Genomic DNA, 14,583 nt, shown 5'->3' on the forward strand with positions numbered 1-14,583 from the left:
AGGGCCTATTTCAGCCCGCCCATCTCCTTCCAGAAGCGCTCGGCCCCGGGATGCAGCGGCACGCCCGGTGCCACCGCGGTGATCTCGGGGGTGAGTTCCTTGAGCGTCGCCGAGATGCCCTTGAACGTCTCGAAGTCCCCGGCGAAGGTCTTGAGGATGAAATAGGCGTCGTCGGCCGGCATGGATTCGGGCACGACCATCATCGCGACCGTTCCGAAGGTCGGTACCGTCTCCGTCTGGCCCGGATAGGTGCCCGCCGGGATCTCCGTGCGCAGGTAGCCGGCGTTCATCTTCAGGATCCTGGCGAACACCTCGTCGGATGTGCCGAGGAAGCGCACCGGCACGGACGTCGCGACATCCAGGAAGACCGGCCCCGGATAGGCGCTCATCGCGGCGAAGCCGACGAAGCGCCGGTCCTTCGTGCCGTCGGCGCCGAACTGCTGTCCGCCGACGGCGAGGTCGATGTCGCTCTCCTTCAGGCCGTGCCCCTCGAGGAAATGCTTGAAGGCGGTCTGCGACATGTTGCCGACGGCCTGGGCGGAGAATTTCTTGCCCTTCAGATCGGCTGCGGTCTTCACGCCGCTCGCCTCCGAGACGACCACGTGCGTGCCGTTGCGCTGGAACGTCATCAGCGCCTTGAAGCCGCTCACTTTCTGGGGGAACGGCGCCTCGCCGTTGTAGGCCATGCCTGCCGCCGCGGCGAAGGTGAAGCCGATCTCGCCGTCGCCCGCCGCGACCTTCATGATGTTGGTCAGGGCGGCGCCGAGTTCGCTGTTGGCGGGCACGCCCTCGCGGTTGAGCGCCGTCGCGATATAGCCGCCGATGATGTAGAAGCTGGTATTCACCGGGCCGGTGAACAGCGTCACCTGCTTCGGCTTGGCCTCGGCCGGCGTGACGGCCTGGCCCGACAGCGCCAGCACGCCCGCGACCGCCGCGAGCACGCGCAACATTTTCTTCGGCATCGACTCGACCCCCTCATCGCTCTGTACGGTGATTGGCGGGGGCGGCTCCTCCTTCGTGCGCCGTTGCCGGCGTCTATGTCCCGTTCGCCGCTCCTCCGCTACCGGTGTAGCCCTCGGTGCGGTCGGCTTCCGTGCGGTCCGCCGCACGTCGCCCCGGATCGCCGAAGCCGCCGCCGCCGGGCGTGCGCAGGTACAGTGTGTCGCCGTTGAGCAGCCGGTACGGCTTCGACGGATCGAGCGGTGCCGCGCCGTTGATCCGCAGTTCGCCGCGCCGGCCGGGGCCGCCGCCGCAGATCCCCTCGGGGTCGATCGACGACCGGCCTGCGGAGAAGTGCAGGTTCAGCGGACGCTCGGAGCGGGACTCGAACATCAGTTCCTGGCCTAGCCCGCCGCGCTGTTCGCCGGCGCCGCCGGAGCCCTCGGCGTAGCGCTTGTAGCGGATCCGCCAGGGCGTCGAGCGCTCCATATACTCGACCGGCACGCCGGAGATGTTGCTCGGCCAACTCAGCACGCTCTCCCCGTCGCGCCTGGCGTTGGCGCCCATGCCGCCGTTGAAGAACAGCAGCGAGGCGAAGGACCGGCCGGCGTCGTCGACGCCGGAGACCTTGACGTTCCAGACCGGCGTGCCGGACGGCGCCATCACCCGGTCGGGCAGCGCCTCGGCGAGCGCCGCCAGGACGGACAGGGGCAGATAGTGGCCGACCATGTGGCGCGAGTAGCCGGCGATAGGGAAGCGGTGGTTGAGGACGCTGCCCTCCGGCGCCTTGATGACGATTGGGCGCCAGACGCCGTCATTGTTCGGCAGGTCGGGCGCCAGGATGCATTTCACGCCGTAGGAGGTGTAGGCATAGGTGTAAGCGTAGACCGCGTTCATGTTCATGCCCGCCACCTCGCCGGACGATCCCTCGAAGTCGATCACCACCTCTTCGCCGGTGAAGCTGACCGCGATGCGGATTTCGATCGGCACGGGGCCGCCGTCGGCGGTGACGGCATAGCGCCAGGTGCCCCGCGGCGCCTTGGCGATGGCGGCGCGCATCGCCGCCTCCGATCGGTCGTGGATCTCGTCGGCGAGTGCGGTCAGTTCGGCGAAGCCGTACTCCTCCATCAGCGACAGGGTGCGCTGCTCGATGATGTCCAGGCCGGTGATCTGCGCCCACAGGTCGCCCACCACGTCGTCGGGTGCGCGCACGTTGGCGCGCAGCAGGGAGACCAGGCTCTGGTTCACCTTGCCGCCGGTGATGAGCTTCATCGGCGGGATCTGGAATCCCTCCTCGTAGATGTCGCGCATCTCCAGCGAGCCGGTACGGCCGCCGATGTCCGGGGCGTGCGCCGTGCTCGCGGCAAACCCGATCAGCCGCTCGCCCAGGAAGATCGGCTTCACGACGTTGATGTCGGGCAGGTGCCCGGTGCCGTGCCAGGGGTCGTTGCTGATCAGCACGTCGCCGGGCGTCAGTTTCTCGGCCGGATAGAGTTCCTGGAACCAACGGACGGTGCGCGGCAGCGTGCCGATGAAGGACGGAATGCTCTGCGTCGCCTGGGCGACGAGGTGGCCGCGCGCGTCGGTGACGACGCAGGCGAAATCGTAGGATTCGCGTACCACCGACGAGAAGGCGGTGCGGACGAGGGCGGCGGACGCCTCGTCGACGGCGGAGATCAGGCGGCCCCACAGGATCTGCAGGGTGGCGGCGTCGAAGGGCGCCGCGTGGGATGGCCCGGCGGCCGTATCGTCCACGCGTGCGCTCATTCCCCGGCTCCCGCATAGCCTTCGAGACGGTCGGCCAGCACGGCGTCCGGCGCTCGCCGCTCGGGAGGGCCGAAGCCGCCGGCCCCCGGCGTGAGCAGCGAGACCGTGTCGCCGCGGTGGACCGTGTAGGTCTCCTTCGCATCGACGGCCTTGCCGTTGATCAGCGTGGCGCCCAGCGCGCCGGGTGCGCCGCCGGCCACCCCTTCGGCCGCGACCCGCGTCCGATCGGCACCGAACGTCACGACGATGGGCGTCGGCGACAGGATCTCGAAGACGATCTCCTGGCCCAGCCCGCCGCGATGCGTTCCGGCGCCGCCGGACCCCTCGCGCAGGCGCTTCCTGGTCACGCGCATCGGCGCCTGGCGCTCGATCATCTCGACCGGCGAGTTGGAGACGTTGCTCGGCCAGGACAGGCAGTTCTCGCCGTCGCGCCGGTGGCTGGCGCCCATGCCGCCGTTGAAGAAGAAGAGGTTGGCGTAAGGTCGGCCGTCCTCGGTCACGCCGGACTGCTTGATGCTCCACAACGGCGAGCCGCTGGCGCCCATCACCCGGTCCGGCACGACCTGGGCCAGCGCGCCGAACACGCCGACCGGCAGGAAGTGGCCGACCTGGTTGCGCGAGCCGCCCGAGGTCGGGAACTGGCTGTTGACGATGCTGCCCGCCGGCGCCTTCACGACGATGGGCAGGAAGGCGCCCTCGTTGTTGGGGATGTCGGGGGAGAGGATGCACTTAGCCGCATAGACCGTGAAGGCGTAGCTGTAGCAGAAGGGCACGTTGATCGCCGCACCGTCGATCTGCGCCGACGAGCCCTCGAAATCGATGATCATCTCGTCGTCGGTGATCGTCACCGCCGTCTCGATCCGCACCGGCTCGAGCGCGCCGTCCGTCGTCAGGCTGTGCCGGTAGGTGCCGTTCGGCAGGGCGGCGATCGCGCGGCGCATCGCCGCCTCCGACCGGCCCTGGATCTCCTCGGCCAGCGGGCCGAGGTCGGTCAGTTCGTATTCCTGCATCAGCACGGTCAGGCGCCGTTCGACCACGTCGAGTGCCGTCACCTGCGCCCAGAGATCGCCCAGCACGTCGTCGGCGGCGCGGACGTTGGCGCGCATGACGGCGACGATGGTCTCGTCGACCTCGCCGCGATCGATCAGTTTCATGATCGGGATCTGCAGGCCTTCCTCGAAGATGTCGCGGATGTAGTTCTGGCCGGACCGGCCGCCGATGTCCGGCGCGTGCGCCGTGCTGGCGGCGAAGGCGACCAGGCGACCGCCGACGAAGATCGGCTTGGCGACGTTCACGTCGGGCAGGTGGCCCGTGCCCATCCAGGCGTCGTTGGTGATCAGCACGTCGCCGGGCGACAGCGTCTCCGGCGGGAACGCCTGCAGCATGTGGCGCACGGTGCGCGGCAGCGTGCCGATGAACACGGGGATGCTCTCGGTCGCCTGGGCGATCGACCGGCCCTCGACGTCGGTGATGACGCAGGAGAAGTCGTAGGATTCGCGCACGACGGTGGAGAAGGCGGTGCGCACCAGGGCCGCCGCGGCCTCGTCGACGGCGGAGATCAGCCGCGTCCAGACGACTTCCAAGGTGGCGGGGTCGAACGGCGTGCGGTCCGAGCGGCGGTCCATGGCGCGCCCCTCAGCCCAGCGTGACGACGAGATTGCCCGAATTCTCGACGACCAGCCGCCCGTCCGACGGCACGATCAGCGTCGATTCCGGTTCCTCGATCACGGCCGGTCCAGCGATGTCGCTGCCCGCGCCCAGCAGGCGGCGGTCGTAGACCGGCGTCGCGACGAAGTCGCCGGCGAGGCCGAAATAGACCGGGCGCGAGGTCTTCAGCGCGTCCGCCAGGGTGGCGCCGTCTGGTGCCCGCACCTGCAGGTCGGCCCCGCCGGCGGGTGCGCGTGCCGAGACGCGGATGTTGACCACCTCGACCGATCCGGGCGGCGTGCGCGAGAACACCGCGCGGTAGGCCGCCTCGAACGCCGCCATGATGCCGGCCAGCGCGCCGGGGCCGTAGGGGCCGGGCGGCAGCGCCGTCACCAGTTCGAAGCCCTGGCCGATATAGCGCAGGTCGGCGAGGCGGGTGACCTCAGCCGTCTCCGGGTCGATGCCGGTGTCGCGGATGACCGACAGCGCGTCGGCCTCCAGCGTCGCATAGGCGGCCTCGAACGCCGGCCAGTCCATGGTCGCCAGCGGGGCCGCGACGGTCGACACCCGGTCGACGCGCGCCGGCGCCACCAGCAGGCCGAGGGCCGAGGCGACGCCGGCGCCCGGCGGGCAGACGATCCGCTTGATGCCCAGCTTGCGGGCGACCTCGCAGCCGTGCAGCGGACCGCCGCCGCCGGTGGTCAGCAGCGCATAGCGCCGCGGGTCCTTGCCGCGCTCGGCGATGTGCACGCGCGCCGCACTCGCCATGCTCTCGTTGACGACGTTGTGGATGCCCCAGGCGACGCCGACGGGCGACATGTCCGTCGCCGCGCCGATCTTCTGCATGGCACCGCTCGCCGCCTCCGCGCTGATCGCGATGGTGCCGCCGGCGAAGAAGTCGGGGTTGAGATAGCCCAGCAGCAGGTTGGCGTCGGTCACCGTGGGTTCGCTGCCGCCGCGGCCGTAGCAGGCCGGCCCCGGCTGCGAGCCCGCGCTCTGCGGGCCGACCTTCAGCAGGCCCAGGCTGTCGAGATGGGCGATGGAGCCGCCGCCGGCGCCGATCTCGATCAGTTCGATCGTCGAGATGTTGATCGGCAGGCCGCTGCCCTCGATGAAGCGCTTCTCGCGTGCCGCCTCAAAGCTGTAGCCGATCAGCGGCTCGCCGTCGTCGACGACGCTCAGCTTCGCCGTCGTGCCGCCCATGTCGAAGGCCAGCACCGACTTGGCGGCGCTGCGGTCGCCGAAGAAGGCGCCGGCGAGCGCGCCGGCCGCCGGGCCGGATTCAAGCAGCTGGATCGGCGTGCGCTTCGCCTCGCGGACATGGGTCAGGCCGCCGTTCGACAGCATCATGAACAGTGGCGCGCCGATGCCGAGTGCGGCGATCTCGCGGCCCAGATTGTCCAGATAGCGGTCGGCGATCGGTTTGATGTAGGCGTTCGCGACGGTCGTCGAGGCGCGCTCGAATTCGCGGATCTCCGGCGCGATCTCCGACGAGATCGACACGAACAGGCCGGGGAACCGTTCGCGCAGGATCGCCTGCGCGGCGCGCTCGTGCGCCGGGTTGGCATAGGCGTGCAGGAACATCACGGCGACGGACACCACGCCGGCATCGACCAGCGCCTGTGCCTGCCGGACCAGGCCAGCCTCGTCGAGCGGGATCTCGGGCGTGCCGTCCGGCGCCATCCGCTCGGCGACCTCCATCCGCAGGCCGCGCCGCACCAGCGGCTTCGGCATCTCGATGAAGATGTCGTAGAGCTCGTATTTACGCTCGCGCCCGATCTCCAGGACGTCGCGGAAGCCCTCGGTGGTGATCAGGCCCGTTGCCGCGCCCTTGCGCTCGATCAGCGCGTTGGCGAACAGCGTGGTCGCGTGCACGACGCGGCTGACGTCCCGGTAGGCGAGGCCCTCGCGGTCGAACAGCCGGACGATGCCGGTGATGACGCCCTTCGCCGGGTCGTCCGGCGTCGTCAGCTCCTTGTGGGTGAGCGATCGCCCCGACGCGTGGTCGTAGGCGACGATGTCGGTGAAAGTGCCGCCGATGTCGATTCCGAGCGAATAGGCTGGCATGACGGCATCATCCCGGCTGTGACTCTAACGCGTGCGTCCCGGCTCGGGGCCGGACCGGCACAGCGGGTTAAGCAAGCCCCGTGCCGCCCGACGCCGTCGTGCCCGAAGGTCCCGTCAGTCGAAGGCCAGTTCGCGATACCCGCCTTCGGCGACCTCGTCGCACCAGCGCCTGTAGTCGGGCGCGGTGCCGCTGTAGCGGGCGATGATCCGCGTCTGCTTGCCCTCGACGTTCTGGTTGACGCCGGTCATCCAGGAATCGACCTCGTTCGACAGCAGGCCCTCGCCCTTCTCGACGACGAACGCGGTCCACCGCTCGACGGCCTCGGGCCGTGCATCCGCGTAGGTCAGTCCGCGCCTCTGCATGTATTCGAGCAGATCGCTGATCCATTCGACATTGTATTCGATGCTGCGCGGGATGTTGCCGAGCGCCGTGTGCGGGCCCACCACCATGAACATGTTGGGGAAGCCGTCGACCATCACGCCGACGAAGGTGGTCAGCGCGCCGCGCCACTTCTCCTTCAGCTTCTGCCCGCCGGTGCCGCGGATGTCGATCCGGTCCAGGCTGCCGGTAATGGCGTCGAAGCCGGTGGCGTAGACGATCAGGTCGAATTCGAAGGTCCGGTCGCTCGTCTCCACGCCGGTCGGCGTGATCCGCTCGATCGGCGTGTCCAGGATGCTGACCAGTTCGACGTTGGGCTGGTTGTAGACCTCGTAATAGTGGGTCTCCTGCGGGACGCGCCGGGTGCCGAAGCCGTGGTCCTTCGGGATCAGCTTCTCCGCGACCGCCGGATCCTTCACCCGCTGCCGGATCTTCTTCGCGACGAAGTCGGAGGCCAGCCGGTTCGCCTCGCGATCGACCAGCATGTCGCGGAAATTGCCCTGCCAGATGCCGAAGCCGCGCCCGGCATAGAGCTCCTCCCAGAAGGCCTCGCGCTCCTCCGGCGTCACCTCGAAGGTGCCGCGCGGGTCGATCGTGTGGACGAAGCAGGCCGCCGTCTCGCGGCAGCGGCGGAAGATGTCGGGATAGCCGGCGCGGATCTCCTTCATCTCCTCCGGCGTGATCGGCCCGTTGTGCAGCGGCGTGCACCAGTTCGGCCGGCGCTGGAACACCGTCAGGTGCTTGGCCGTCTTGGCGATCTCCTGAATCGCCTGCACGCCGGTGGCACCGGTGCCGATCACCGCGACCCGCTTGCCCTCGAAGCTGACCGGCTCCTTCGGCCAGAGGCCGGTGTGATAGGCCTCGCCGCTGAAGCTGTCGCGTCCCTCGATCCGCGGGAATGTCGGCGCCGACAGGGGGCCGACGGCGGTCACCAGGAAGCGGCAGGTGTGCCGGCTGCCGTCCTCCAGCGTAACCGTCCAGGATCGGCCGCGCTCGTCGTAGACCGCCGAGGCGACGCGCGCCCGGAACTGGATGTCGCGACGCAGATCGAACTTGTCCGCGACGTGGTTCAGATACTTCTCGGTCTCCGGCTGCGGCGCGAAGTGTTCGGTCCAGTCCCACTCGTCGAGCAGCTCCTGCGAAAAGGAATAGCCGTAGGAATAGCTCTCGGAGTCGAAGCGCGCGCCGGGATAGCGGTTCCAGTACCAGGTGCCGCCGACGCCGGTGCCGGCCTCGAACACCCGGACCCTGAGGCCCAGCCCGCGCAGCTTGTGCAGCTGGTACATGCCGGAGATGCCGGCACCGATGACGATGACGTCGTGGTCGAGCGCCGACGCCGCGCGAGCGTCGGGTTTCGTTTCAAGCGCCGTGGCCATGTCCTGCCAACTCCTGCGTTTCCTTCTGTTCGGCGATCGGCCCGCGCCCGTTGCCGGACGCGGGAGGCCGCGTCACGTCACGACGTTGCGCGGCACCTCGCGGAACGGGCGGTCGGCATCCGTGCGCGGCTCTTTCGGCAGCTTCAGGATGCGTTCGGAAATGATGTTGCGCTGGATCTCGTCGGTGCCGCCGGCAATCGAGATGGCGGGCGTCGAGACCAGGATCTCCGCGATGACGCCGCCCATCGGGCTGTCCTCGCCGGTCAACATGGCGTCCGCGCCGGAGATCATCGTGTGCACCTGGTTCGCCTTGCGCGCCACGACGCTGGCGGCGAGCTTCCCGAGCGAGCCCTCCGGGCCCTGCGGCCGCCCCTGCGCCTGTGCCGCGCGGGAGCGCAGCGCCGTCCACTCGGCGGTCTTCGCCAGGGTCAGCAGCCGGGCGATCTCCTGGCGCACCGCCGGATCGTCGATCTTCCCGGTCTCGCGCGCCCTTTGCATCACCAGGTCGACCCGGCCCATGCGCTGCGGGTACCACTTGTAGGGCTCCAGCTGGTGCGCGATCTCCTCGGCCTCTTCCGCGTAGCAGCGTTCCGGCCGCTTGGAGGCCATGGCGGCGCGTCGCAGACCGTCGGCGCCGCGGCGCTCGTGCATCAGCGTGGTGGTCGCGATCTTCCAGCCCTCGCCGGGCTCGCCGACGATGAATTCCGGGGCGATCTCGGCATTGGTGAAGAACACCTGGTTGAACGAGGCGTGGCCGTTCATCTGGCGCAGCGGCTGCACCGAGACGCCCGGCTGCTCGATGTCGAGCACGAAGAAGCTCAGGCCCTTGTGCTTCACCGCGTCCCAGTCGGTCCGGGCGAGCAGCAGGCCGTACTGGGCGTGGTGCGCGCTCGTCGTCCAGACCTTCTGGCCGTTGATCACCCACTTGTTGCCCTGGAAGTCGGCGCGGGTCGTGGCGCCGGCGAGGTCGGAGCCGCTGCCGGGCTCGCTGAAGAGCTGGCACCAGGTGTCCTCGCCGGTCAGGATCCGGCGCAGGAACTTCTCCTTCTGCATCTGCGTCCCGTGCGCCAGCAGGGTCGCCGCGGCCAGATTGCGGATGCCCGTGCGCGCCACCGTCACGGCGCCGATGCGCTCGAATTCCTCGTCGACGACGCGGCCGATGGAATCCGGGTAGCCCTTGCCGTACCACTCGGTCGGCCATGTCGGGGCGCCCCAGCCGGAATCGATCAGCCGGTTGCGCCATTCGACGAGGCCGAGGTTCGGGTCCCAGTTGGCCTCCAGCCAGCTGCGGACCTCGGCGCGGACGGTGTCTGCGGTCGTTTCGCTCATCGTTCGTGCCTCCTCAGGCCTGCCAGCGCTGCATCATCAGTTCGCGGTGATAGGCGGGATCGCCCAGCATCACCTCGGACGATTTCGCGCGCTTGAACCAGAGATGGCAGTCCTGGTCCCAGGTGAAGCCGATGCCGCCGTGGATCTGGATCGTGTGCACGGCGGTCTGCATGTAGGTCTCGGCGGCGCAGGCCTTGGCCAGCGAGGCGACCGCCGGAAAGTCGGCGCTGTTCTCGGCCGCGGCCGACGCGGCGTAATAGGCCGCCGACTTCGCCATCTCGGCCTCCATCAGCATGTCCGCCGCCTTGTGCTTCAGCGACTGGAACGAGCCGATCTGGCGGCCGAACTGCACGCGCATCTGGGCGTAGTCCATCGACATTTCGAGCAGGCGCCCGGTGCCGCCCGCCATCTCGTTGGCGAGGCACGCGGCCGCTTGGTCGAGGGTCTTGGCGAAACCAGCCGCCGCACCGCCCTCGGTGCCGATCAGCGTGGCCGGCACCGACTTGAACGTCAGCCGCGCCTGCTTGCGCGTCGGATCCATCACCTTCAGGGCCCGGCGTTCCAGGCCCGGCGCGTCGCCCGCCACGGCGAACAGCGACAGGCAGTCGGTCCCCCGCGATCCCGGCGCCCGCGCCAGCACGACGATCAGGTCCGCGACGTGCCCGTCGACCACGAAGGACTTCACCCCGTCCAGCCGGTAGCCGCCGTTCGCGACCGTCGCCGTCGTCTGCGTGGCGCCCATGTCCCAGCGCCCGTCGTCCTCGGTGAAGGCGAGGGCGGCGAGCGTCTCGCCCGCGGCGATCTTCGGCAGGAGCCGGCGCTTCTCGTCCTCGGTGGCACCGTTGAGGATCGCCGTCGCGGCCAGCGCCACCGTCGAGAAGAACGGCGCGCACAGCAGCGACCGGCCCATCTCCTCCAGCGCGATGCAGAGTTCGACGAAGCCGAAGCCCTGGCCGCCATATTCCTCGGGGATGTGCACCCCTGCCAGGCCCAGCTCGCCGCTCAACTGCTGCCAGACCGCCCTGTCGTAGCCGTCCTCGGTTTCCATCAGGCGGCGCACCGCCGTCGGCGGCGACTTGGCCTCCAGGAATCGGCGCAGGATCGACCGGAACTCGACCTGCTCGTCGGTGAACGCGAACTGCATCCGCTCCCTCGCTATCTCTACTTCTTGTCTGCCGGTGAGGGTACAGCGCCTTGGGGGGGCGGCGCCAGATCCGGACAAAAGGAGCGGCGGTGGGAACGGGGGCGGCCTCCCGGCGCAGGGCGAGGGTTGAGACTCGGCACCCGCGCTCCAGGTCTCCCAACCATGACCGATCGGCTGGGGCCGCCTCTCAATCTCCTGGAGATTTCCCGTGCGACAGTTCGTTCTTCCCCTGCTCGTGACGACGATGCTGGCGGCGGCGCCGGCCTTCGCCCAGACGTCCCAGGCCGGCAGCCGCCCGTCGGTCGTGACGGCGCCGCCCAACGCGCCCGGTCAGCAGCCGGCCTTCGAGAACCAGACGCGCGCGCCGCAGCCGGCCCGGCCGGCGAAGGTCACCACGCAGACGGTGGCCGACGACCTGCCGCGGCTCTGGGCGATGGAGTTCCTGCCGGACGGGCGCATGCTGGTCACGGCGAAGGCGGGGGACATGCACATCGTCGCCCGCGACGGCGCGGCCGGTGAGGCCATCGCGGGCGTGCCGAAGGTCGACGCGGACGGCCAGGGCGGCCTGCTCGACGTGGCTCTGGCGCCCGACTTCGCCCAGAGCGGCACGATCTTCTTCTCCTATGCCGAGCCGCGCGACGGCGGCGGCAACGGCACCAGCGTGGCGCGGGCGCGCCTCAAGATGGAGGGCAACTCGGGCACCCTGCAGGACGTGCGGGTGATCTTCCGCCAGACACCCGCCTATGACGGCGACAAGCATTTCGGCTCGCGCCTCGCCTTCGACCCGCAGGGCCGCCTCTTCGTGACCGTCGGCGAGCGCTCGGACACGCCGATTCGCGACCAGGCGCAGGACCTGTCGTCCGGCCTCGGCAAGGTGTTCCGGATCAACCCGGACGGCTCCATTCCCGAGGACAATCCCTTCGCCGGTTCGTCGCAGCCCGCGATCTGGTCCTACGGCCACCGCAACGTGCAGTCCGCCGTGGTCGACGCCGACGGGCGGCTCTGGCTCGTCGAGCACGGACCGAAGGGCGGCGACGAGTTGAACCGCCCGGAAGCCGGCAAGAACTACGGCTGGCCGGTCATCACCTACGGCCTCACCTATGGTGGCCGGCCCGTCGGCCAGGGGATCACCGCGAAGGAGGGCATGGAGCAGCCCATCTACTACTGGGATCCGGTCATCGCCCCCTCGGGCATGGCCCTCTACACCGCCGACGCCATACCCGAGTGGAAGGGCGCCCTGCTCATCGGCGGCCTCGTCAGTCAGGGCCTCGTGATCCTTCACCTCGACGGCGACCGCGTCGCCGCGGAGGAGCGGGTCCCCCTCGACGCCCGGATCCGCGACGTGAAGGTCGGGCCGGACGGCGCCGTCTACGCCGTAACCGAAACCCGTGGCTGGGGCAGCGGCAGCACGATCCTGCGCATCGCGTCGGGATCGTAGGCAGCGGGCGGCCACGCTCTCGTTCTCGGCCTTTGCCCCCTTCGCTACGCCTGTGCGAAGGGGGCTGTTCTGATCCCGTCTATCGACGTAGCCTCTGGGCATCCTGTTCGGCCGGCCTGGACGTGAATTGCCGCGCCGACTCGTCACGCTACGACACGTTTGTCCGCACGGCCTGGATCCGGCTGCGGACATGAGGGGAGGCACTGCATGACCAGCCAGGACAACAAGTGGATCGGCAAGCGCACCATCCGCCCGGACGGCGCGGACAAGGTGACCGGCCGCGCCGCCTACGCCGCCGACAGCACGATGCCGGGCATGATCTGGGGCAAGATCCTGCGCAGCCCGCATCCGCATGCCCGCATCAAGTCGATCGACACGTCCAAGGCGGCGGCGCTGCCGGGCGTCAAGGCGGTCATGACCGGCCAGGACATCGTCGATTTCCCGGTCGACAAGTCCGTGATGCTGGGCATCCAGGATATGCGCTGGATGGCGCGCAACGTGATGGCGCGCGACAAGGCGCTGTTCGCCGGCCACCCGATCGCGGCCGTCGCCGCCACGACCGAGAGCATCGCCGCCCGCGCGCTCGAACTGATCGAGGTCGACTACGAGGTGCTGCCCTGGGTGATCGACGTCCAGGAGGCGATGAAGCCCGACGCGCCGATCCTGCACGACTTCCTGCAGTTCGAGGGCAAGCCGTCGAACATCGCCGGCACGCTGGAGCATAAGCTCGGCGACATCGATGCCGGCTTCGCCGAAGCCGACGTCATCATCGAGCGGAGCTTCCACACCGCGCCGGTGCATCAGGGCTATATCGAGCCGCACGCCTGCCTCGTCAGCGTGTCGCCCGACGGCAAGGCGACGATCTGGAGTTCGAGCCAGGGCCAGTTCATGGTGCGCGCCATGTGCGCCTACCTGACCGGCCTGCCGCAGAGCGACATCCGCGCCATCCCGGCGGAGATCGGCGGCGGCTTCGGCGGCAAGACGATCATCTATCTGGAGCCGGTGGCCCTGATCCTGGCCCGCAAGTCGGGCCGCCCGGTGAAGATGACCATGTCGCGCGAGGACGTGTTCCGCGCCTCCGGCCCGACCTCAGGCGCCTACAGCACGGTCAAGATGGGTGCCACGAAGGACGGCCGGATCGTCGCCGCCCAGGGCACCTTCTACCTCCAGGCCGGCGCCTTCCCGGGCTCGCCGATCCGCGGCGCCGCCGGCTGCGCCTTCACGCCCTACGACATCCCCAACGTCCACGCGCTGGGCTACGACGTCGTCTCCAACCGATCGAAGGTCGCGGCCTATCGCGCGCCCGGCGCGCCGATCGGCGCCTATGCGGCCGAGTGCGTGCTCGACGAGCTGGCCGAGGCGCTGAAGATCGATCCGCTCGAACTGAGGCTGAAGAACGCAGCCAAGCAGGGTACGAAGGCGGCCTACGGCCCGACCTTCCCGCGCATCGGCTATGTCGAGACGCTCAAGGCGGCGATGGAGCATCCGCACTACAAGGCGCCGCTCGGCCCGAACCAGGGACGCGGCGTCGCCAGCGGCTACTGGTTCAACGCCGGCGGCGAATCGAGCGCCCAGGTCAACATCGCCGAGGACGGCACGGTCATCGTCATCACCGGCCACCCGGACGTCGGCGGCTCGCGCGCCTCGACCGCCAACATCGCGGCCGAACTGCTCGGCATCGACTACCGCAAGGTCTCGGTCCTGATCGGCGACACCAGCACCGTCGGCTTCAGCAACCTGACCGGCGGCAGCCGCGTCACCTTCGCCTCGGCCATCGTGGTGACGCAGTCGACCGAGAAGGTCATCACCCAGCTGCGCGAGCGGGCGGCGAAGATCTGGAAGATCGATCCGGAAGCGGTCGTCTGGGAGAACGGCGAGGCGCGGCCGGTCAGCGACAATGCCGGCAAGTTCCCGCCGCTGACCCTGCCGGAGATCGCCGCCAAGGCGAACGCCACCGGCGGCCCGATCGGCGCCGGCGCCCAGCTCAACACCACGGGCGCCGAGGGCGGCTTCGGCACGCACATCTGCGACGTCGAGGTCGACCCCGAGGTCGGCACGGTGCGGGTCGTGCGCTACACTGCGTTCCAGGATGTCGGCCGGGCGATCCATCCCAGCTATGTCGAAGGCCAGATCCAGGGCGGCGTCGCCCAGGGCATCGGCTGGGCGCTCAGCGAGGAATACATCTACGACAAGAACGGCAAGGTCGATAACCCGGGCTTCCTCGACTACCGGATGCCGGTCTGTTCGGACCTGCCGATGCTCGACGCGGTCATGCTCGAGATCCCGAACCCGAAGCATCCGCAGGGCGTGCGCGGCGTCGGCGAGGTGCCGCTCGTGCCGGTGCTCTCGGCCGTCGCGAACGCCGTCTACGACGCGCTGGGCCACCGTTTCTACAGCCTGCCGATGTCGCCGCCGAAGATCCTGGCGGAAATCGAGCCGCCGCCGATGGCGCAGGCCGCGGAATAAGGCACGCCGACGCGTATGGAACAGGGGGCCG

Annotated in this window: 9 protein-coding genes and 1 pseudogene; 2 read left to right on the forward strand and 8 right to left on the reverse strand. The window is 69.5% G+C overall.

Features of this window, described 5'->3' with window-relative positions; all coding sequences use genetic code 11:
• Positions 1-5: 5 nt before the first annotated feature.
• From ABIE65_RS21700 to ABIE65_RS21735, 8 genes and pseudogenes are all read right to left on the reverse strand, one after another.
• Complete coding sequence (locus ABIE65_RS21700) at positions 6-962, reverse strand: TAXI family TRAP transporter solute-binding subunit (protein ID WP_354080638.1); 957 nt, start codon at positions 960-962, stop codon at positions 6-8.
• 73 nt (positions 963-1,035) lie between these two features.
• Positions 1,036-2,706: a hydantoinase B/oxoprolinase family protein gene (locus tag ABIE65_RS21705; RefSeq protein WP_354080640.1), complete on the reverse strand. Its 1,671-nt coding sequence runs from the start codon at positions 2,704-2,706 to the stop codon at positions 1,036-1,038.
• Entirely contained in the window at positions 2,703-4,331 is a 1,629-nt protein-coding gene (locus ABIE65_RS21710) for a hydantoinase B/oxoprolinase family protein (protein ID WP_354080642.1), read from the reverse strand. The genes ABIE65_RS21705 and ABIE65_RS21710 overlap by 4 nt, the downstream gene beginning before the upstream one ends.
• A 10-nt stretch (positions 4,332-4,341) precedes the next feature.
• A complete protein-coding gene (locus ABIE65_RS21715; RefSeq protein WP_354080644.1) occupies positions 4,342-6,420 on the reverse strand; it encodes a hydantoinase/oxoprolinase family protein in 2,079 nt (692 codons plus the stop codon).
• 114 nt (positions 6,421-6,534) lie between these two features.
• A complete protein-coding gene (locus ABIE65_RS21720) occupies positions 6,535-8,175 on the reverse strand; it encodes a flavin-containing monooxygenase (RefSeq protein WP_354080646.1) in 1,641 nt (546 codons plus the stop codon).
• Positions 8,176-8,247: 72 nt separating this feature from the next.
• A complete protein-coding gene (locus ABIE65_RS21725; RefSeq protein WP_354080732.1) occupies positions 8,248-8,937 on the reverse strand; it encodes an acyl-CoA dehydrogenase family protein in 690 nt (229 codons plus the stop codon).
• Positions 8,911-9,507, reverse strand: a pseudogene (locus ABIE65_RS21730) (acyl-CoA dehydrogenase family protein); the annotation flags it as partial. The pseudogene ABIE65_RS21730 and the gene ABIE65_RS21725, both read right to left, overlap by 27 nt.
• Positions 9,508-9,517: 10 nt before the next feature.
• Positions 9,518-10,648, reverse strand: a complete 1,131-nt coding sequence (locus ABIE65_RS21735) for an acyl-CoA dehydrogenase family protein (protein WP_354080648.1) — start codon at positions 10,646-10,648, stop codon at positions 9,518-9,520.
• A gap of 208 nt (positions 10,649-10,856) precedes the next feature.
• Between ABIE65_RS21735 and ABIE65_RS21740 the strand changes: the two genes are divergently transcribed.
• Positions 10,857-12,086: a PQQ-dependent sugar dehydrogenase gene (locus ABIE65_RS21740; RefSeq protein ID WP_354080650.1), complete on the forward strand. Its 1,230-nt coding sequence runs from the start codon at positions 10,857-10,859 to the stop codon at positions 12,084-12,086.
• A 207-nt stretch (positions 12,087-12,293) separates the two neighbouring features.
• Positions 12,294-14,552 carry a xanthine dehydrogenase family protein molybdopterin-binding subunit gene (locus ABIE65_RS21745; RefSeq protein ID WP_354080651.1) on the forward strand — a complete coding sequence of 753 codons (2,259 nt, stop codon included), beginning with the start codon at positions 12,294-12,296 and terminating at the stop codon, positions 14,550-14,552.
• Positions 14,553-14,583: the final 31 nt, after the last annotated feature.

It is taken from the genome of Constrictibacter sp. MBR-5 (assembly GCF_040549485.1).
Classification (GTDB): Bacteria; Pseudomonadota; Alphaproteobacteria; order JAJUGE01; family JAJUGE01; genus Constrictibacter.